The organism is Hydrogenophaga sp. OTU3427 (assembly GCF_038440225.1).
In the GTDB taxonomy this organism is placed as follows: domain Bacteria; phylum Pseudomonadota; class Gammaproteobacteria; order Burkholderiales; family Burkholderiaceae_C; genus Hydrogenophaga.
Window position 1 is genome coordinate 38830 of record NZ_JASATI010000006.1, and the last position, 19697, is coordinate 58526.

The 19697-nt window shown below is 67.0% G+C and carries 22 protein-coding genes; 20 read left to right on the forward strand and 2 right to left on the reverse strand.

Features of this window, described 5'->3' with window-relative positions; all coding sequences use genetic code 11:
* Positions 1–4: 4 nt before the first annotated feature.
* Entirely contained in the window at positions 5–640 is a 636-nt protein-coding gene (gene pdxH, locus AAHB17_RS05325) for a pyridoxamine 5'-phosphate oxidase (RefSeq protein WP_342129460.1), read from the reverse strand.
* Complete coding sequence (locus AAHB17_RS05330) at positions 637–1239, reverse strand: gamma-glutamylcyclotransferase (RefSeq protein WP_342129461.1); 603 nt, start codon at positions 1237–1239, stop codon at positions 637–639. The genes pdxH and AAHB17_RS05330 overlap by 4 nt, the downstream gene beginning before the upstream one ends.
* A gap of 51 nt (positions 1240–1290) precedes the next feature.
* Here AAHB17_RS05330 and AAHB17_RS05335 point away from each other — a divergent pair, with 51 nt between their 5' ends.
* The 20 genes from AAHB17_RS05335 to AAHB17_RS05430 all read left to right on the forward strand — a co-directional run bounded on the left by AAHB17_RS05335 (position 1291) and on the right by AAHB17_RS05430 (position 19689).
* Positions 1291–1842 carry a YceD family protein gene (locus AAHB17_RS05335; RefSeq protein WP_342129462.1) on the forward strand — a complete coding sequence of 184 codons (552 nt, stop codon included), beginning with the start codon at positions 1291–1293 and terminating at the stop codon, positions 1840–1842.
* A gap of 113 nt (positions 1843–1955) precedes the next feature.
* The gene (rpmF, locus tag AAHB17_RS05340) at positions 1956–2138 is read left to right on the forward strand and encodes a 50S ribosomal protein L32 (protein ID WP_009518787.1); all 183 of its coding nucleotides are present in this window, start codon (positions 1956–1958) and stop codon (positions 2136–2138) included.
* 101 nt (positions 2139–2239) lie between these two features.
* Positions 2240–3286, forward strand: coding sequence for a phosphate acyltransferase PlsX (gene plsX / locus AAHB17_RS05345; protein ID WP_342129463.1), 1047 nt, complete (start codon positions 2240–2242; stop codon positions 3284–3286).
* A complete protein-coding gene (locus AAHB17_RS05350; RefSeq protein ID WP_342129464.1) occupies positions 3287–4264 on the forward strand; it encodes a beta-ketoacyl-ACP synthase III in 978 nt (325 codons plus the stop codon). It begins immediately after the preceding gene.
* 51 nt (positions 4265–4315) lie between these two features.
* Positions 4316–5266, forward strand: a complete 951-nt coding sequence (fabD, locus tag AAHB17_RS05355) for an ACP S-malonyltransferase (RefSeq protein ID WP_342129465.1) — start codon at positions 4316–4318, stop codon at positions 5264–5266.
* Positions 5263–6012: a 3-oxoacyl-ACP reductase FabG gene (fabG, locus tag AAHB17_RS05360; RefSeq protein WP_342129466.1), complete on the forward strand. Its 750-nt coding sequence runs from the start codon at positions 5263–5265 to the stop codon at positions 6010–6012. The genes fabD and fabG overlap by 4 nt, the downstream gene beginning before the upstream one ends.
* 118 nt (positions 6013–6130) lie before the next feature.
* Positions 6131–6370 carry an acyl carrier protein gene (acpP, locus tag AAHB17_RS05365; protein WP_342129467.1) on the forward strand — a complete coding sequence of 80 codons (240 nt, stop codon included), beginning with the start codon at positions 6131–6133 and terminating at the stop codon, positions 6368–6370.
* Between the two features lie 6 nt (positions 6371–6376).
* Positions 6377–7621 (forward strand): beta-ketoacyl-ACP synthase II, encoded by a 1245-nt coding sequence (gene fabF / locus AAHB17_RS05370; RefSeq protein ID WP_342129468.1) that lies wholly within the window; start codon positions 6377–6379, stop codon positions 7619–7621.
* A 25-nt stretch (positions 7622–7646) separates the two neighbouring features.
* A complete protein-coding gene (locus AAHB17_RS05375; protein ID WP_342129469.1) occupies positions 7647–8099 on the forward strand; it encodes a hypothetical protein in 453 nt (150 codons plus the stop codon).
* A gap of 63 nt (positions 8100–8162) precedes the next feature.
* Positions 8163–8804: an RNA polymerase sigma factor RpoE gene (gene rpoE, locus AAHB17_RS05380; RefSeq protein WP_342129470.1), complete on the forward strand. Its 642-nt coding sequence runs from the start codon at positions 8163–8165 to the stop codon at positions 8802–8804.
* Positions 8805–8842: 38 nt separating this feature from the next.
* Positions 8843–9514, forward strand: a complete 672-nt coding sequence (locus tag AAHB17_RS05385; RefSeq protein WP_342129471.1) for a sigma-E factor negative regulatory protein — start codon at positions 8843–8845, stop codon at positions 9512–9514.
* 17 nt (positions 9515–9531) lie between these two features.
* On the forward strand, positions 9532–10554 hold the full coding sequence (locus AAHB17_RS05390) for a MucB/RseB C-terminal domain-containing protein (RefSeq protein ID WP_342129472.1): 1023 nt from the start codon (positions 9532–9534) through the stop codon (positions 10552–10554).
* A gap of 185 nt (positions 10555–10739) precedes the next feature.
* The gene (locus AAHB17_RS05395; RefSeq protein ID WP_446719559.1) at positions 10740–12155 is read left to right on the forward strand and encodes a Do family serine endopeptidase; all 1416 of its coding nucleotides are present in this window, start codon (positions 10740–10742) and stop codon (positions 12153–12155) included.
* 492 nt (positions 12156–12647) lie between these two features.
* On the forward strand, positions 12648–14456 hold the full coding sequence (gene lepA / locus AAHB17_RS05400) for a translation elongation factor 4 (protein WP_342129474.1): 1809 nt from the start codon (positions 12648–12650) through the stop codon (positions 14454–14456).
* Entirely contained in the window at positions 14456–15439 is a 984-nt protein-coding gene (gene lepB / locus AAHB17_RS05405; protein ID WP_446719557.1) for a signal peptidase I, read from the forward strand. The genes lepA and lepB overlap by 1 nt, the downstream gene beginning before the upstream one ends.
* A 46-nt stretch (positions 15440–15485) precedes the next feature.
* The gene (locus AAHB17_RS05410) at positions 15486–15827 is read left to right on the forward strand and encodes a DUF4845 domain-containing protein (RefSeq protein ID WP_342129475.1); all 342 of its coding nucleotides are present in this window, start codon (positions 15486–15488) and stop codon (positions 15825–15827) included.
* Positions 15828–15831: 4 nt separating this feature from the next.
* Positions 15832–16515: a ribonuclease III gene (gene rnc / locus AAHB17_RS05415; protein ID WP_342129476.1), complete on the forward strand. Its 684-nt coding sequence runs from the start codon at positions 15832–15834 to the stop codon at positions 16513–16515.
* A complete protein-coding gene (gene era / locus AAHB17_RS05420; RefSeq protein ID WP_342129477.1) occupies positions 16512–17537 on the forward strand; it encodes a GTPase Era in 1026 nt (341 codons plus the stop codon). Before rnc ends, era begins: the two co-directional genes overlap by 4 nt.
* A gap of 605 nt (positions 17538–18142) precedes the next feature.
* Entirely contained in the window at positions 18143–18940 is a 798-nt protein-coding gene (recO, locus tag AAHB17_RS05425; protein ID WP_342129478.1) for a DNA repair protein RecO, read from the forward strand.
* Positions 18937–19689 (forward strand): pyridoxine 5'-phosphate synthase, encoded by a 753-nt coding sequence (locus AAHB17_RS05430; RefSeq protein WP_342129479.1) that lies wholly within the window; start codon positions 18937–18939, stop codon positions 19687–19689. The genes recO and AAHB17_RS05430 overlap by 4 nt, the downstream gene beginning before the upstream one ends.
* Positions 19690–19697: the final 8 nt, after the last annotated feature.

The window sequence follows — 19697 nt, forward strand, 5'->3', positions numbered from 1 at the left end:
GGCGTCAGGGCGCGAGGCGCTCGCGTCGCCAGCCGCCGTCGCCCTGCAAGGTGTAGCGCAGCCGGTCGTGCAGGCGGCTCTTGCGGCCTTGCCAGAACTGCCACTGTTCGGGTTTGAGCCGGTAGCCGCCCCAATGGGGCGGGCGGGGCGGGTTGAGCAGGAACTTGGCGCCGAACCTGGCCGCGTTGGCCACCAGCACGCCTCGGCCGTCGATCACCTCGCTCTGTGGGCTGGCCCAGGCGCCGATGCGGCTGTCCAGCGGCCGACTGTGGAAGTAGGCATCGCTGTCGGCGTCGCTGACCTTCTCCACCACCCCTTCGATGCGCACGACACGCTCCAGCTCCACCCAGTGGAACTGCAGGGCGGCGAACGGGTTGCCGGCCAGCTCGCGCCCCTTGCGGCTCTCGTAGTTGGTGTACCAGACCAGGCCCCGTTCGTCGTAGCCCTTGATCAGCACCACGCGGGTGCTGGGGCGCAGGTCGCTGCCCACCGTGGCCAGGGTCATGGCATTGGGTTCGGGCACTTTCGCCTCGATGGCCTGTTGCAGCCACAGGTCGAACTGCTTGAGCGGGTCGGCGTGTGATTCGGTTTCGCTGAGTTCGGCTTTTTCGTAGCTCTTGCGCAGGTCGGCGATGTTCATGTGGGGTGTGGGATGGACGGTGTGTCGTGGGCGAGGGCCACCACCCGCTCCAGCTCGGCGTCATGTATGCCGATGGCGCGCAGGTGTTCGCAGGTCAGGCGGGCGTATTCCAGGGTGCTGCCGTAGCGTCCGCGCGAATGGGCGAATATCTCTCGCAGGCGGGCGTCGCTGAGGCGTCCCGTGAAGTTGGGGCTGTGGCGGGACAGGGTGAAGGACAGGGCCTTGACCGTGCCCTGTGGTGTCTGGCAGGGCAGCCACTTGGGGTCGTAGACCGGGTTGGGCATTTCGCGGTGCCAGAGCTGGGGCAGCATGGCTGGCACCTGGTCGGCCTTCACCCGCAGTGCCATGCCCCGGCAGCTGCCGCCGTTGATCAGGGCCAGCACCAGGCCCGGTCGCTCGGGGGTGCCCCGGTTGACGCGGCTCCACATCTGCAACGCGCGGTGGTGGCCCAGGACGCGGGCCGGGCGCTTTTCCGCGACCTCGAACTCGGTTTTCCAGATCAGCGAGCCGTAGGCGAACAGCCAGAGGTCGTCGCCCTGCGCGCGCCAGCTGTCCAGCGTGTGTTGCAGCATGGTGGCGGCGCAGCGGACGGTGGTCATGGGGTGGCAACTAAAATGGCGGGCTGATCTTTCAAGCATACCCCCGAGCGCATGTCCACACGATTCAATCCCGACCGACTTGATCTGCGCATGCTGGCGCAGTCGGGCGAGCCGCTGCAGGGCGACGACGCGCTGGCCTTGTTCCCGCGCCTGGCGGCCGAAGCCGGCGATGCCACGCAGCGCCTGGTGCGCTGGGTGGCCCGTGCCGAATGGCGGCGCCCGGTGCCCGTGCCGGGCGCGGCCACGCTGGAGGCCCCGGTGTTGTGGCTGCATCTGCAGGCGGCCACGTCGCTGCCCCTGACCTGCCAGCGCTGCCTGGCGCCGGTGGACGAGGCGCTGGACATCGACCGCTGGTTCCGCTTCGTGGCCGACGAGGCCACCGCCGACAACGAGGACGAGGACAGCGAGGAGGACGTGCTGGTGTTTCAGCCGGCCTTCCAGCTGCGCGAACTGATCGAGGACGAACTGATCATGGCCCAGCCCCTGGTGCCCATGCACGGGGTCTGCCCGACGGCCCTGCCGACCTCCGCCGGGCCGGTCATCGAGGACGCGCCAGCCCGGCCGAATCCCTTTGCCGTGCTGCAGCAAATCAAGAAGGGTTGAGCCCGAACTGGGCAGATGCTTCGGATAAGGCTATAATGCGGAGTTCGGCGCCGGCCACGGCTAGAGTGGGTTGAGCGCATTCCACTCAGTTTCATTTTTTTCAGGAGCCCACCATGGCCGTTCAGCAAAACAAGAAATCGCCTTCCAAGCGCGGCATGCACCGCTCGCACAACGCCCTGACCACCCCGGGCACGGCTGTTGAGCCGACCACCGGTGAAGTCCATCTGCGTCACCACATCAGCCCCAACGGTTTCTACCGCGGTCGCCAGGTGCTGAAGAACAAGTCCGAGGCCTGATCGCGCTTTCCGCGCGGATCGGCCAACCCGGCTTCACTTCCAGCCCCAATCAAGGCCCGGCGCTACGCCAACAGTAGCTTCGGGCCTTTTTGTTTGCACGCATGATCACCCTTGCCGTTGACTGCATGGGCGGCGACCATGGTCCCGCCATCACCTTGCCGGCCTGCCGGCGCCTGCTGGAGCAGCACGCCGACGTGCACCTGCTGCTGGTGGGTCTGCCCGAGGCATTGAGCGGCTTCCGGCACGAGCGCGCCACCCTGGTGCCGGCCAGCGAGGTCGTGGCCATGGACGATCCGGTGGAGGTTGCCCTGCGCCGCAAGAAGGATTCGTCCATGCGGGTGGCGATCCAGCAGGTCAAGGACGGCGCGGCGCAAGCGGCCATATCGGCCGGTAACACGGGTGCTTTGATGGCGATCGCACGCTATCTGCTCAAAACGCTTGATGGCATCGACCGCCCGGCCATCGCCTATCCCATGCCCAACGCCCGTGGCGACGCCACCACCGTGCTGGACCTGGGGGCCAATGTCGACTGCACCGAGCAGCACCTGCTCGAATTCGCGGTCATGGGCTCGGCGCTCGATTCCGTGCTCAAGAACAAGCCACAACCCAGCGTGGGTCTGCTCAACATCGGTTCCGAGGCCATCAAGGGCAACGAGGTCATCAAGAAGGCGGGCGAGCTGCTGCGCAGCGCCGGCGAGGCGGGCGACCTCAACTTCATCGGCAACGTCGAGGGCAACGACATCTTCAAGGGCACGGCGGATATCGTGGTCTGTGACGGTTTTGTTGGCAATGTCGCCCTCAAGACCAGCGAAGGCCTAGCGTCGATGATCGCCGAATTTTTGCGGCAAGAGTTTTCGCGCAACATATTCACCAAAATCGCGGCAGTTGTCGCCTATCCGGTGCTATCTGCCTTTAAAAAGCGCGTGGACTACCGGCGCTACAACGGCGCGGCCTTGTTGGGTTTGCGTGGGCTGGTGTTCAAGAGCCACGGCTCGGCCGACCCGTTCGCCTTTGAGCAGGCACTGATCCGGGCGTATGATGCGGCCCGAAACCACTTGCTGGACCGTGTGCAGGCCCGCATTGCGCACGCCGCGCCCCTGTTGACCGGCGCCAACGCCGTGCCGGCCTCGGCGGCCGCCCCAGAGTAAATGACCGTTTATTCCCGCATCACCGGTACCGGCAGCTATTTGCCGCCGCGCCGTGTCACCAACGCCGACCTGGCGGCCGAGCTGGCCGAACGGGGCCTGGAAACGTCCGACGAATGGATCGTGGAGCGCACCGGCATCCGGGCGCGCCACTTTGCCGCGCCCGATGTGTGCAGCAGCGACCTCGGTGCCGAGGCCGCCCGCCGCGCCATCGCGGCCGCCGGTCTGCAGCCGCAGGACATCGACCTGATCATCGTCGCCACGTCCACGCCGGACATGGTGTTCCCCTCCACCGCGGCCATCCTGCAGCACAAGCTGGGCATTGCCGGCTGCCCGGTGTTCGACGTGCAGGCCGTGTGCAGCGGCTTTGTCTATGCGCTGACCGTGGCCGATGCCATGATCCGCACGGGCACCGCCAGCAAGGCGCTGGTGATCGGTGCGGAGGTGTTCAGCCGCATCCTGGATTTCAATGACCGCACCACCTGCGTGCTGTTTGGCGATGGCGCTGGCGCCGTGGTGCTGGAGGCCAGCGACACGCCGGGTATCCTGGCCACCGACCTGCACGCCGATGGCAAGCACGTGGGTATCCTGTGTGTGCCGGGCACGGTCTCGGGCGGCCAGGTGCTGGGCGATCCCACCCTCAAGATGGACGGTCAAGCGGTGTTCAAGCTGGCCGTCGGCGTGCTCGAAGACGCGGCCCGTGCCACGCTGGCCAAGGCGGGCCTGAAGGACACCGACATCGACTGGCTGATTCCGCACCAGGCCAACATCCGCATCATGACGAGCACCGCGCGCAAGCTCAAGCTCTCCATGGACAAGGTGGTGGTCACGGTGGACCAGCACGGCAACACCTCGGCGGCCTCCATCCCGCTGGCGCTGGATCACGCGGTGCGTGCCGGCCAGGTCCAGAAGGGGCAGACCCTCATGCTCGAAGGCGTGGGCGGCGGCTTCACCTGGGGCGCTGTGCTGCTCACCTATTGATTCCTCATTCAATATCCCTGCGCGGACCCCGGTCCGCCAAAGGCCATTGCCATGAAACCCTTTGCTTTTGTTTTTCCCGGTCAGGGCTCGCAGTCGGTGGGCATGCTGGACGCCTGGGGCGACCACCCCGTGGTGCGGGACACCCTGCAGGAAGCCTCTGACGCCCTGGGCGAGGACGTCGGCCACCTGATCCAGGAAGGCCCCAAGGAGGCCCTGGCGCTGACCACCAACACCCAGCCGGTGATGCTGGTGGCGGCGGTGGCTGCCTGGCGTGTCTGGCGTGCCGATGGCGGCGCGCTGCCCGCCGCTGTGGCCGGCCACTCGCTGGGCGAGTACTCTGCGCTGGTCGCCTCGGGTGTGCTGACGCTGGCCCAGGCCGCGCCGCTGGTGCGTTTTCGCGCCGCCGCCATGCAGGAGGCGGTGCCGGTGGGCACCGGCGCCATGGCCGCCATTCTGGGCATGGACGCTGCCAAGGTCATCGCCGGCTGCGCCGAGGCGCAGGCCACGTTCGGCCCCGGCAGCGCGGAGGTGGTGGAGGCGGTCAATTTCAATGACGCCGCCCAGACCGTGATCGCCGGCAGCAAGGCCGCGGTCGAAAAAGCCTGCGAGGTGCTCAAGGCCAACGGGGCCAAGCGTGCGCTGCCGCTGCCGGTGTCCGCGCCTTTCCACTCCAGTCTGATGAAGCCGGCGGCCGACAAGCTGAAGGCCAAGCTGGCCGACACGGCCCTTGCCGCTCCGCAAATCCCGCTGGTCAACAACATCGACGTGGCGGTGGAAACCGACGCCGACCGCATCCGCGACGCGCTCTACCGCCAGGCCTTCGGGCCGGTGCGCTGGGTCGAGTGTGTCCAGGCCATCCAGGGCCGTGGCATCACCACCCTGGTGGAGTGTGGCCCGGGCAAGGTGCTGGCCGGCATGACCAAGCGCATCAACGCCGAGCTGACCGGCGCCGCGTTGTTTGACCCGGCCACGCTGGCCGAAGTGAAGGGATTGCTCGCATGAGTGAAGTCAAATTCGAAGGCCAGGTGGCCCTGGTCACGGGTGCCTCGCGTGGCATTGGCGCGGCGATCGCGCTGGAACTGGCCGCGCGTGGCCTCAAGGTCATCGGCACCGCCACCAGCGACGAAGGCGCGGCCCGCATCAGCGCCGCCCTGGCGGCCCATGCCGGCTGCCGTGGCGCCACGCTGGACGTGAACGACGCCGCCGCCGGCGAAGCACTGGTGGACGCCATCGTGAAGGAACATGGCGCCCTGCACGTGCTGGTCAACAACGCCGGCATCACCCGCGACATGCTGGCCATGCGCTTGAAGGACGACGACTGGGACGCGGTGCTGGACACCAACCTCAAGGCCGTGTTCCGCATGAGCCGCGCCGTCATCCGCCCGATGATGAAGCAGCGGTATGGCCGCATCATCGGCATCACCAGCGTGGTGGGCGCCTCGGGCAACCCGGGTCAGGCCAACTACGCGGCCGCCAAGGCCGGCGTGGCCGGCATGACGCGTGCCCTGGCGCGCGAGCTGGGCAGCCGCAATATCACCGTCAACTGCGTGGCGCCGGGCTTCATCGAGACCGACATGACCGCCAGCCTGGCCGAAGAGCAGCAAAAGGCGCTGCTGGGCCAGATTCCGCTGGGCCACCTGGGCAAGCCGGCCGACATCGCCCACGCGGTGTCTTTCCTGGCGTCGCCCCAGGCGGCCTACATCACCGGCCAGGAGCTGCACGTCAACGGCGGCATGTTCATGGCCTGACCCTGTTCTCAACGTCGTTTGAACCCGCCCGGCGGGCCGGTCGGGGTTGCCTTTTAGATGTGCAACCCTAGCCCGGCTAAAATGGCGGCCTTCATTCCAACCACCCTTTGAGGGACATATGAGCGATATCGAAGCACGCGTGAAGAAAATCATTGCCGAACAACTCGGCGTGGAGGAAAGCCAGGTCACCAACGAAAAAGCCTTCGTGGCCGATCTGGGTGCAGACTCGCTCGACACCGTGGAACTGGTGATGGCCCTGGAAGACGAGTTCGGCATCGAGATCCCCGACGAAGACGCCGAGAAGATCACCACGGTGCAAAACGCCATCGACTACGCAGTCGGCCACCAGAAGGCTTGATTTGGCATGACCAGACGCCGTGTTGTCGTGACCGGTCTGGGCTGCGTCAGTCCCGTGGGCAACACGGTGGACGAGGCCTGGGCCAATTTGCTCGCCGGTCGCTCCGGCATTGACCTGGTCACCAAATTCGATGCCTCCAGCTTCGCCTGCAAGATCGCGGGCGAGGTGAAGAATTTCCCGCTCGAGTCCTATATGGGGACCAAAGAGGCGCGGACCATGGACACCTTCATCCACTACGGCGTTGCCGCCGCGGCCCAGGCCGTGGCCGACGCCGGGTTGAAGGTCGGTGAGGCGCTCGAGGCCGATGTGGCCGAGCGCATCGGCTGTGTGATCGGCTCGGGCATCGGCGGTCTGCCGCTGATCGAGGAGACCCACGCCGAACTCACCAACCGCGGACCACGGCGCATCTCGCCGTTTTTTGTGCCGGCCTCCATCTCCAACATGATCGCCGGCCACGTGTCGATGCGTTTTGGCTTCAAAGGCCCCAACCTCGCCATCGTGACCGCCTGCACCACCGGCCTGCACTGCATCGGTGAGGCCGGGCGCCTGATCGAGTACGGCGACGCCGACGTGGTGGTCGCGGGCGGCTCCGAAGCCACCGTGTCACCGCTGGGCCTGGGCGGTTTTGCCGCCATGCGCGCACTGTCCACCCGCAACGACGACCCGGCCACCGCGTCCCGCCCCTGGGACAAGGACCGCGACGGCTTCGTGCTGGGCGAGGGCGCGGGCGTGCTGGTGCTCGAAGAGTACGAACACGCCAAGGCGCGCGGCGCCAAGATCTACGCCGAACTGGCGGGTTTTGGCATGAGCGCCGACGCCGGCCACATGACCGCGCCCAGCATGGACGGCCCCCGCCGCGCCATGGTGCTGGCGCTGCGCAACGCCGGCATCAACGCCGACCAGATCGACTACCTGAACGCGCACGGCACGTCCACCCCGCTGGGCGACGTGAACGAGACCAACGCGATCAAGGCCGCCCTGGGCGACCACGCCAGGAAGACGGTGGTCAACTCGACCAAGTCCATGACCGGCCACCTGCTGGGTGGTGCCGGTGGCATCGAGTCGGTGTTCACCGTGCTGGCGCTGCACCACCAGAAAAGCCCGCCGACCATCAACATCTTCAACCAGGACCCGGAGTGCGACCTGGACTACTGCGCCAACACCGCGCGGGACCTGAAGATCGATGTGGCCATGAAGAACAACTTCGGCTTCGGTGGCACCAACGGCACGCTGATCTTCAAGCGCGCCTGAGCCGTCTCCGCCAACGAGTTCGGGCATGACCCGCTACCACGCCCCGTCGGTGTCCTATCCGGCGGGGCGTGGTCGTTTGGAGTCCTGGGGGCTGGGCGTGCTGTGCGGGCTGGCCTGGCTGCTGCTGGCCGTGGCGGCGGGGCAGGGCGCCCAGCCCTGGCGGCACCCGCAGGCCGCGTGGTCCCTGGGCCTGGGCGCGGGTCTGTGTGTCTCGGCGGCCGGAATGGTCTGGTGGCGCCTGCGCGCCGTACCGACCGGCTGGCTGTGCTGGCGCCAGGGCGGCTGGAGCTGGCACGCCCGCCTGGACGCGGCGCCGCGGGATGTGGCCCGGGTCGACCTGGTCTGTGACGTGCAGCAGGCGCTGCTCGTGCGTGTGCGGGCCGCGGGCGATGTGCCGCGCTGGCTGTGGCTGGAGCGTTCGCGCGACCCCCTGCGCTGGGACGACCTGCGGCGCGCGGTCTGGGCGGCCCGGCGCTGAGCCGGCCACCCCGTCGGGCCATGGGGTGGCCATGGGGTATATTTCGCGGCCACCACAGACACCATGAACCCCGACGACCACAACGCGCCACCCGCGCCCGACAGCGACGCCTTGCTGGTGCAGCGCACGCTGGCGGGCGAACAGAAGGCCTTCGAGATGCTGGTCATCAAGTACCAGCGGCGGGTGGAGCGGCTGATCGGCCGCATGGTGCGCGATGTCGACCTGGTGCCCGACATCGCCCAGGAAACCTTCATCCGCGCCTACCGGGCGCTGGCCCAGTTCCGGGGCGACGCCCAGTTCTACACCTGGCTCTATCGGATCGCGGTCAACACCGCCAAGAAGCAGTTGCTGGAGCTCAAGCGCGACCCGGTGATCGTGATGTCGGCGATGAAATCGTCCGACGACGATGAAACTTCTTCGGCCGATCCGGAACCAAATCAGCAAATCTCTGACGCGGAGACCCCCGAGGCACTGCTGGCCAGCAAGGAAATCGCGGCGGCCGTGAACGCCGCCATGGAAGCCTTGCCGGTCGAGTTGTGCCAGGCCATCACGCTGAGGGAGATCGACGGCCTGAGCTACGAGGAGATCGCCCAGGCCCTCGGCTGCCCGATCGGCACCGTGCGCTCGCGGATTTTCCGTGCCCGCGAAGCGATTTCGGCCCGTATCAAGCCCATGCTGGAAAACCAGTCGGGCAAACGCTGGTGAAACACCCGCCTCGACGATGACACCCTAGTGAGTTGACCATGAACCGCCCAACGCCCATTTCCACCGACCAAGCCGACACGCAGACCCCGTCGGCCGGCGAGGCCTTGTCTGCCTTGGCCGACGGCGAGCTGACGGCGGCGGAACTCGCGGCGCTGTGGCAGGGCGAGGATGCCGAGCAGATGGCCACCTGGGGCCGATACCAGCTGATTGGGGAGGCCTTGCGCGCCGGCGCGGCCTTGCCGGCCGATGCCGGCCGCGTGGCGACCGTGATGCAGCGCTTGCGCACCGACAGCCCGCAGGTCCAGCCCGAGCGCGTGTTGCCCGTGGCCGTGCAGGACCCGTTGCGGCAGGCGCAGTCGCACCACGCCGCCAACGACGAGGTTTTTCGGTGGAAGATGCTGGCCGGTTTTGCCGCCGTGGCGGCCGCGGCGGCGGTGATCTGGAACGTCACGCTGGTGGCGCCCGGCGCAGCCGGTCCACAACTGGCCCAGGCCCCATCGGCGCCCGCGCCGGCCACCACGCTGGCGGCCGCCGACAGCGGCCAGCCGCCGCCGGTGCTGGTGCCCGGGCAGCAGGGGCCCATCCTGCGCGATCCGCGCCTGGAGGAGCTGATGGCCGCCCACCGCCAGGCCGGGGGCATGTCCGCGCTGCAGATGCCCGCGGGCTTCTTGCGCAACGCCACCTTTGAATTGCCGGGTGGCGAACGATGAAACGGCGGGCCTTGCGGATGTGGACACAACAGGCGTTCGGTGGCTGGCGCCCCTGGGCGCTGGCCGTGTGCGCGTTGATGGCGCTCGACCCCGGGTGGGCCCAGACCACCGCGCCCGCGGGCACCACGGCGGCACCGGCGCAAAGCCTCAACCAATGGCTGGACCGGCTGCAGGACGCGTCGCGTCGCCGCGCCTACATTGGTACGTTCGTGGTGTCGGCCGGGTCGGCCATGGCAGCCTCCAAGATCTGGCATGTGTGTGACGGCACCCAGCAGATGGAGCGCATCGACTCGCTCACGGGCACGGCACGCACCACCTTGCGCCGCAACGACGAGGTGTTGACCTTCGTGCCCGAGTCGCGCGTGGCCTGGGCCGAGAAGCGCGACGCGCTGCGCCCCTTCCCGGACCAGATCAAGACGCCGGGCAACGCCATCGAGGAGTACTACAGCGTGCGCCTGCTGGGCGTGGACCGGGTGGCGGGCGTTGACGCCGATGTGCTGCAGATCCTGCCACGCGACACGCTGCGTTTCGGCTACCGGGTGTGGTCGGAAAAACAGACCGGCCTCGCGGTGAAGATGCAGACCCTGGACGGCCAGGGCCAGGTGATCGAGCAGATGGCGTTCTCCGAACTGCAGCTGGACGCGCCGGTGAAGATGGAGACCCTGAGCCGCCAGATGGCCAAGACCGAGGGCTACAAGATCCTGCGGCCACGCCTGAACAAGACCACGGCCGATGCCCAGGGCTGGCGCCTGCGGCAGGAGGTGCCGGGCTTCCTGGGCATGGCCGCCCACACCCGAGGCGACCCGGCGGCCCCCGCAGGCAGCCTGCCCATGCAATGGGTGTTCTCTGACGGGCTGAGCTCCGTGTCGCTGTTTGTCGAGCCTTTCGATGCCCAGCGCCACCGGCAAGAGGGCCATTCGGTCATGGGCGCCACGCACACCCTGACCCGCCGCGTGGGTGAACACTGGCTGACGGCCATGGGTGAAGTGCCGCCGGCGACCTTGCGCCAGTTTGCGCAGTCGCTGGAACGTCTGCGCTGAAGTTGGATCACAGCCCACGGGTGCCTTGACATCCGGGCGCCGACCACCATTTTCCGGTCGTGCTGGATCTCACTTTTGTTTTTCACAGGACACACATGCAAGCCAAGTCGACAATTTCCTGGGGCCGGCGCGCAGCGGCGCTCGTTGCCGTGTCGGGTCTTTCCATCGCCGCCACCGTGGCGGTGATGCCGCTCAAGCCGGTGGCGGCGCAAGGTGCGCCGACAGCGGCGCCGGTGGTTCGGGGCCTGCCCGACTTCACCGAACTGGTGGATCTGGTGGGGCCGTCCGTGGTCAACATCCGAACGGTGGAGAGGGTGCGCCAGGGCGCCCGCTCCGGCAGTCCTCAAGAAGAGCAGATGCTCGAATTCTTCCGCCGCTTCGGCATCCCGGTGCCGCCGGGCGCCACGCCGCGCGGCCCGCGCGCCGAACGCGATGGCGACGAGGCCGAACGCCCGCGTGGCGTCGGCTCCGGCTTCGCTCTCACCACCGACGGCTTCATCATGACCAATGCCCATGTGGTGGATGGTGCCGACGAGGTGGTGGTGACGCTGTCTGACAAGCGCGAATACAAGGCCCGCATCGTGGGCGCCGACAAGCGCAGCGACGTGGCGGTGGTCAAGATCGAAGCCTCGGGCCTGCACGCGGTCAAGGTGGGCGACGTGAACCGCCTGCGCGTGGGCGAATGGGTCATGGCCATCGGCTCGCCCTTTGGCCTGGAGAACACCGTGACCGCCGGCATCGTCAGCGCCAAGCAGCGCGACACCGGCGACTACCTGCCCTTCATCCAGACCGACGTCGCCATCAACCCGGGCAACTCGGGTGGCCCGCTGATCAACATGCGTGGCGAGGTGGTGGGCATCAACAGCCAGATCTATTCGCGCTCGGGCGGTTTCCAGGGCATTTCCTTCGCCATCCCCATCGACGAGGCGGTCCGTGTGTCGGAGCAGTTGCGCTCGACCGGGCGCGTCACGCGCGGGCGCATTGGCGTGGCGATCGACCAGGTCAGCAAGGACGTGGCCGAGTCCATCGGCCTGAGCAAGGCCGAAGGGGCGTTGGTGCGCAGCGTGGAGGCCGACTCGCCCGCCGCCAAGGCCGGTGTCGAGCCTGGCGACATCATCGTGCGCTTCGATGGCAAGCCGATCGAGAAATCGGTCGACCTGCCGCGCCTGGTGGGCAACACCAAGCCCGGCAACCGCAGCACCCTCACCGTGTTCCGCCGTGGCAGCACCAAGGACCTGAGCGTGACGGTGGCCGAGATCGAGCCCGAGCGCGTGGCCCAGCGCAGCGAGCCCAAGGACACCCGTCAGCCCGCGACGGCATCGGTCAAGACCCTGGGTCTGAGCCTGAGCGAGCTCAGCGACGAGATCCGCAGCGAACTCAATGTGCGCGGTGGCGTGCGCGTCGAGGCGGCCGAGGGCGCCGCCGCCCGTGCCGGCTTGCGCGAGGGCGACGTGATCACCGCCGTGGCCAACACCGAGGTGCGTGGTCTGAAGGAGTTCGAGGCCGCCGTGGCCAAGGCCGACAAGGCCCGCCCCATCAACGTGTTGTTTCGCCGTGGCGATTCGGCCAATTTTGTCCTGATCCGGCCGACCACCCGCTGAATGCGACAGCCGTGCGAATGGCCCCGCAATCCGGTGGGCCATTGGCCGGGCCGGTGGGGTTATTGTGTCTGTCCGACCGCCACCTGGTGCCGACCTCAAGTGGGTGAGCAGTCACCCACTTTTTTCAGCTGTGACCTGAGCCAGTAAAATCGGGGCTTGTTGGTGGGGATTGCCGCCAAAGAGCGCATGCACTGTTCGCCATGCGAAAGGGTCAAGTCTTATTCACAGGCTGATCCTTGCGGAGGTGGATAGGCTTGTGACTATCTTGTGGATAAAATCCTGTTGCAGTGCGGCAACAGCCCCTGGCCCCGGTTTTGCGGGGTTGGCGCCCCCCACTTTTTGCCTAAAATGAAGCCCCAACTATCGCAGTTGCCATTGATTGTTGGTTCGGGGCGCGTCAATTGTTGACGCGCCCCTTTTTCATGACCGCGGCCCGCGTGCCGCGTCATGGCCTCACCGGCGTTTGCGCCTTTGCTTGAGCCTTTTCTTGTGATGAATCACATCAGGAATTTTTCCATCATTGCCCACATCGACCACGGCAAGTCCACGCTGGCCGATCGCATCATTTCGCGCTGTGGCGGCCTGTCCGACCGCGAGATGAGCGAGCAGGTGCTCGACTCGATGGACATCGAAAAAGAGCGCGGCATCACCATCAAGGCCCAGACCGCAGCCCTCAAGTACAAGGCGCGTGACGGGCAGGTCTACAACCTCAACCTGATCGACACACCGGGCCACGTGGACTTCTCCTACGAGGTGAGCCGCTCGCTGTCGGCCTGCGAGGGCGCGCTGCTGGTGGTGGATGCCAGCCAGGGTGTGGAGGCGCAGACCGTGGCCAACTGCTACACCGCGCTCGACCTGGGCGTGGAAGTGGTGCCGGTGCTCAACAAGATGGACCTGCCCAACTCCGATCCGGACAATGCCAAGGCCGAAATCGAGGACGTGATCGGCATCGACGCCACCGACGCCATCCCCTGCTCGGCCAAGACCGGCATGGGCGTGGAAGACATCCTGGAAGCCGTGGTGGCGCGTATCCCCGCGCCCAAGGGCACGGCGGAGGCCCCGCTGCGCGCCATGATCGTGGACAGCTGGTACGACGCCTACGTGGGCGTGGTCATGCTGGTGCGCGTGGTCGATGGCCGCCTGCAAAAGGGCGAGCGTTTCAAGATGATGGCCACCAACACCGTCTACAACGCCGACAACCTGGGCGTGTTCACGCCGGCCAACGAGCCACGGCCCTCGCTGGAAGCGGGCGAGGTCGGCTACATCATCGCCGGCATCAAGGAACTGCAGGCCGCCAAGGTGGGCGACACCATCACGCTGGAAAAAAAGCTGCCCAACAACCTGGGCCCCGCCACCGAGGCCCTGCCGGGCTTCAAGGAAGTGCAGCCACAGGTGTTTGCCGGCCTCTACCCGACCGAGGCCAGCGAATACGATGCCCTGCGAGACGCGCTGGAAAAACTCAAGCTCAACGACGCCGCGCTGCACTACGAACCCGAGGTGTCGCAGGCGCTGGGCTTTGGCTTCCGCTGCGGTTTCCTGGGCCTGCTGCACATGGAGATCGTGCAGGAACGCCTGGAGCGCGAGTTCGACCAGGACCTCATCACCACCGCGCCCAGCGTGGTCTACCAGGTGGTCAAGCCCGACGGCGAGGTCATCATGGTGGAGAACCCCTCCAAGATGCCGGACCAGGGCCGCATCGAGGAGATCCGCGAGCCCATCGTGACCGTGCACCTCTACATGCCGCAGGAGTACGTGGGCGCCGTCATGACGCTGGCCAACCAGAAGCGCGGCATGCAGATCAACATGGCCTACCACGGCAAACAGGTCATGCTGACCTACGACATGCCGCTGGGCGAGATCGTGCTGGACTTCTTCGACAAGCTCAAGTCGGTCAGCCGCGGCTACGCCTCCATGGACTACGAGTTCAAGGAGTACCGGGCGTCCGACGTGGTCAAGGTCGACATCCTGCTCAACGGCGAGAAGGTCGACGCGCTGTCCATCATCGTGCACCGCAGCCAGTCGCAGTACCGTGGCCGCGCCGTGGCCGCCAAGATGCGCGAGATCATCAGCCGGCAGATGTTCGACGTCGCCATCCAGGCGGCCATCGGCGCCAACATCATCGCGCGCGAGACCATCAAGGCCTTGCGCAAGAACGTGCTGGCCAAGTGCTACGGCGGCGACATCACCCGCAAGCGCAAGCTGCTGGAAAAGCAGAAGGCGGGCAAGAAGCGCATGAAACAGATCGGTTCGGTCGAGGTGCCCCAAGAGGCGTTCCTGGCCATTTTGCAGGTGGAAGATTGATGCAACAGTCGACGATGAGTGGCCTGACCGCCGTGGTGCTGGGTCTGTTCGGGGCCTACGCGGGTGCCTGGTACCTGGGGATGGTGGACGGCAATTTTGCGCTGCTGCTGTTGCTGGCCACCGTGGTGACCGGTGTTTACTGGGTGGCTGAAAAGTGGCGTTTCAAGCCCCAGCGTGAGCGCGCCGCGCAGCAACTGGCCGAACAGCACGGCCAGCGCATGGAAGAGCTCAAGCGCCAGGGCATCACCAAGTTTGACACCGAAGGCATCGAGCCGGCGCGGCAGAAGCTGCTGGCCCAGCCCTGGTGGCTGGACTGGACCGCCGGCCTGTTCCCGGTGATCCTGGTGGTCTTCGTGTTGCGCTCCTTCCTGTTCGAGCCCTTCAAGATCCCCTCCGGCTCCATGATTCCGACGCTGCTGGTCGGGGATCTGATCCTGGTCAACAAATTTCACTACGGCGTGCGCCTGCCGGTGATCAACAAGAAGATCATCGCCAACCACGAGCCGCAACGCGGCGACGTGATGGTGTTCCGCTACCCGCCGCAGCCCAGTCTGGACTACATCAAGCGGGTGGTGGGCGTGCCGGGCGACGAGGTGGCCTACCTGAACAAGCGTCTGACCGTCAACGGCCAGCCGGTGCCCCACGTGGCACGGCCCGATTTCTTCGACGCCGACACCATGCGCTACAGCAAGCAGTTCCAGGAACAGCTCGGTGGCAAGACCTTTGGCGTGCTCAACGACGACGGCCGTCCGGCTTTCATCCCGGGCGCGACCGAGTTTCCGTTCCACGACCAGTGCCGCTACAGCGCCGAAGGCGTGGTCTGCAAGGTGCCCGATGGCCAGTACTTCATGATGGGCGACAACCGCGACAACTCGCTGGACTCGCGCTACTGGGGTTTTGTGCCCGAAGCCAACATCGTGGGCAAGGCCTTCTTCGTCTGGATGAACTTCGGCAATTTCAAGCGCATCGGCTCTTTCGAGTGAGTAAGATGCGGAGCATTGAAATGTCAACACATCCATGGAGATCGGTATGAAATCGACACAACGCGGCCTGTCCCTGATCGGCCTGCTGCTGGTGGGGGGCGTGCTGGCCTTCCTGGGCGTGGTGACAGCGCAGTGCGTGCCGGTCTTCGTCGAGTACCAGGCCATCACCAAGGCCGCCAAGCGCGCCAGCAACGAGACCACGCTGGCGACCGTGCGCGCGGCCTTTGACAAGGCGCGCACCATCGATGACTTCACCTCGGTGATGGGCAAGGACCTGGAAATCACCAAGGAAGACGATCGCGTGGTGGTGTCCTTCTCCTACCAGCGCGAAGTCCCCCTGGGTGGTCCGGTGTTCCTGACCTTCAAGCTCAAGGGCAACTCCAAGTGACGCTGTGAGCCCCGATCTGCAGGCGCTGCAGCAGCGCCTGGCCCATACCTTTGCACAGCCACGTCTGCTGGAGCGCGCGCTCACCCACCGCAGTTTCGGTGCCGACCACTACGAACGCCTGGAATTCCTGGGCGACTCCGTGCTCAACCTGGCGGTGTCCGGGCTGCTCTACGAACAGCTCAGCCAGCAGGCCGAGGGCGATCTCTCACGCATCCGTGCGAACCTGGTCAAGCAGGACACCCTGCACGAGCTGGCGGTCGGCCTGGGCCTGCCGCAGCTGTTGCGCCTGGGCGATGGTGAAAAACGCTCGGGCGGCCACAAGCGCCCCTCCATCCTGGCCGATGCGCTGGAAGCCATCATCGGTGCCGTGTTCCTGGATGCCGGCTACGACACCGCCGCCGCGCTGGTGCGCCGCCTCTACCAGAAGGTCGACGTGACGCCGACCATGGTGGCCAGCGCCAAGGACGCCAAGACCGAGTTGCAGGAGTGGCTCCAGGGCCGCAAAATGAAGCTGCCGCAGTACCGTGTGGTGGCCACGCTGGGCGAGGCCCACAAACAGACCTTTGACGTCGAGTGCGAGGTGATCGAGTTGGGCCGTGCCGAGCGCGGCATAGGCAACTCGCGCCGCGCCGCCGAACAATCCGCTGCCGCAGCCATGCTGCAATACCTGAAGACACCGTCCCGATGAGCACCAAACCCCAGACCCCAGCCGACGCCCCGGTGGACCCCGAGCTGGAGGCGATGCTGGCGCGTGCCTTGGGCCAGCCGGGCGGACAAGCGGCCGAGCCGGGACCCGATGCTGTTCCCGAGCCGGTGGAGGTGCCGCCCGAGGCGCAGCGCTGTGGCTTCATCGCCATCGTCGGCAAGCCCAACGTCGGCAAGTCCACCCTGATGAACGCGCTGGTGGGACAGAAGGTCAGCATCACCTCGCGCAAGGCGCAGACCACGCGCCACCGCATCACCGGCATGCGCACGGTCAATGCCACCCAGTTTGTGTTTGTCGACACGCCGGGTTTCCAGACCCGCCACGGCAATGCGCTGAACAAGTCGCTCAACAAGACGGTGGTGGGTGCCGTCAGCGATGTGGACCTGATCGTGTTCGTGGTCGAGGCCGGTCATTTCAACCTGGCCGACGCCAAGGTGCTGTCGCTGCTGCCGGCCGATGTGCCCGCCATCCTGGTGGCCAACAAGTTCGATCTGGTGCACCGCCGCGGCGAACTGGCCCCCTGGCTGCGCAGCATGCAGGAGCGCCACGCCTTTGCGGAATATGTGCCCATGTCGGCCAAGAACCCGCGCGACGTGTCCCGCTTCTTCGGCATCTGCGAGAAATACCTGCCGCAGCAGCCCTGGATGTACGACGCCGAGGCCTTGACCGACCGCAGCGAACGCTTCATGGCCGCGGAGATGGTGCGTGAGAAGCTGTTCCGCCTGACCGGCGACGAGTTGCCCTACACCTCCACCGTGGTGATCGACAAGTTCGAGGAAGAGGGCAACCTGCGCCGCGTGGCGGCCACCATCGTGGTGGAGCGCGACGGCCACAAGGGCATGGTCATCGGCGACCGTGGCGAAAAACTCAAGCGCATTGGCACCGAGGCCCGGGTCGAGCTGGAAAAGCTCTGGGGCTGCAAGGTGTTTCTGGAGCTGTGGGTGAAGGTGCGCTCGGGCTGGGCGGACGATGAGGCGCGGGTTCGGTCGTTTGGGTACGAGTGATCGTTTTTTGATTTGATGGGTGGTGTGCGATCGGGTTGGTTGTTGATGCACCTCGTTCCCCCCCCTATCCCCCCCCGCCCCCTTTCCGCCCCCGCTGGGGCGGAAAGGGGGGGCCTCGATCTTGTGACGTCGCGCCGGCCACGGCATTCGACGCCACCGTCGCCACCACCTGTGTCCACCACGGCACGAACCCACGGTTGGGACCGCCTCAAAAATTGCTTCGCTGAGCCGCTGGCCGCTGCGCGTGCCAGAACGCGCCACGCGTGCACCCAGTCGCCAGCGCGAAAGCGCGCAGGCGAACGGCTCCGAGCCAGTCATCCCCTCGGCGGCCCCAACCGCAACGTCAGGGCCGTGGTGCACCCACACAGTGGCAGCGTTGCGCACTTGTTCCGTAGCCAGCGAGAAGGAACAAGATCCAGGCCCCCCCTTTCCGCCCCGGCGGGGGGCGCTGAGCAACGGCTGCGCCGTTGCGCGCCTTTGGCGGGGGCATGGCCCCGCACGCGCGACCGCGCGTGCTCAGGGGCGGGGGGGGATAGGGGGGGGCAGCGAGGTACAACAACAAACGAAACCTCTGAAGCCAGCAACAAGACACAGGGTCACAAAACATGACCCAACGCATCACCGACGAACCCACCTTCGTCCTCCACAGCTACCCCTGGAGCGAATCCAGCCTCATCCTGGAAGCCTGGAGCCGCCACCACGGCCGCGTCGCCCTGGTCGCCAAAGGCGCCAAAAAACCCACCTCCCAGTTCCGCCCGGTGCTGCTGCCCTTGCAGCCGCTGCGCCTGAGCTGGGGCGGTGACGCCGAGGTGCGCACGCTCAAGGCGGCGCACTGGCAGGGCGGCCACGTCATGCCCACGGGCGAGGCGCTTTTGTCCGGCTACTACCTCAACGAACTGCTGATGCGCCTGCTGGTGCGCGACGACCCGCACGAGGCGCTGTTCGACCACTACACCAGCGCCGTGCGCCAACTGGCCGAGGCGGCCGTGTCTCAGCAGGCGGTGCTGCGCAGCTTCGAGCTGCTGCTGCTGCGCGAGCTGGGCTGGCTGCCCGCGCTCGATGCCCTCGGCAACAGTGGCGAGGCGCTGTCGCCCGCCACGCCGTATGTGCTGATGCCCGAAGGGGGTCTGCGCGAGGCGCTGGACGACGAAGCCCAGGCCTTGCCCGGTGCCGCCTGGGCGGGGATGCAGCAGGCCATGGACGGCCCGGCGCCGTTCAGCGACACGCTGCTGGCCTGCCAGCCTGGTCTGGCCGGTCTGCGCCCACAACTGCGCACCCTGCTGCACTACCATAGCGGCGTGCGCGTGTTCAAGACGCGCCAGATGGTGCTGGATGTGCAGGCCCTGGCCGCGCCCACCGTCCTCCCTTCCGATGCCGCACACCCACAGGCTGCCACCGAATGAGCTCACCCACCGCCCTGTCCGTCAACGTCAACAAAGTGGCCCTGGTGCGCAACACCCGCCACCTGGGCATTCCCAGCGTCACGCGCGCCGCCACGCTGTGCCTGGAGGCGGGCGCCCACGGCATCACCGTGCACCCCCGGCCCGATGGCCGCCACGTGCGCACCCACGACGTGTTCGAGCTGGCCGAGCTGCTGCAGGCCTGGCCCAACCGCGAATACAACATCGAGGGCAACCCCTTCCACAACCTGCTGGACGTGGCGCGTGAGGTGAAAGCCCGTGGCCTGCCGCTGCACCAGCTCACTTTCGTGCCCGACAGCGAGGGCCAGTTCACCAGCGACCACGGCTGGACCTTCCCCGCCGACGCCGAGCGCCTGCGGCCGCTGATCGCGCAGGCCCAGACCCTGGGCGCGCGCGTGAGCCTGTTCATGGACCCTGAGCCCGCGCAGATGGCCGCCGCCAAGGCCGTGGGCGCCGACCGCGTCGAGCTCTACACCGAGCCCTATGCCGCCGCCTGGAACACCCCCGAACGGCCCGCGCAGCTGGAGCGCTACCGCGCCGCGGCCCAGGCCGCGCTGGACGTGGGCCTGGGTGTGAACGCCGGCCACGACCTCAACCGCGACAACCTGGCCGAGTTCGTGCGGGTGGTGCCCGGCGTGGCCGAGGTGTCCATCGGCCACGCGCTGATTGCCGACGCACTGGAGCTGGGCTACGCGGAGACCGTGCGGGCCTACCTCGCCTGCCTGGCCTGATCCCCGCT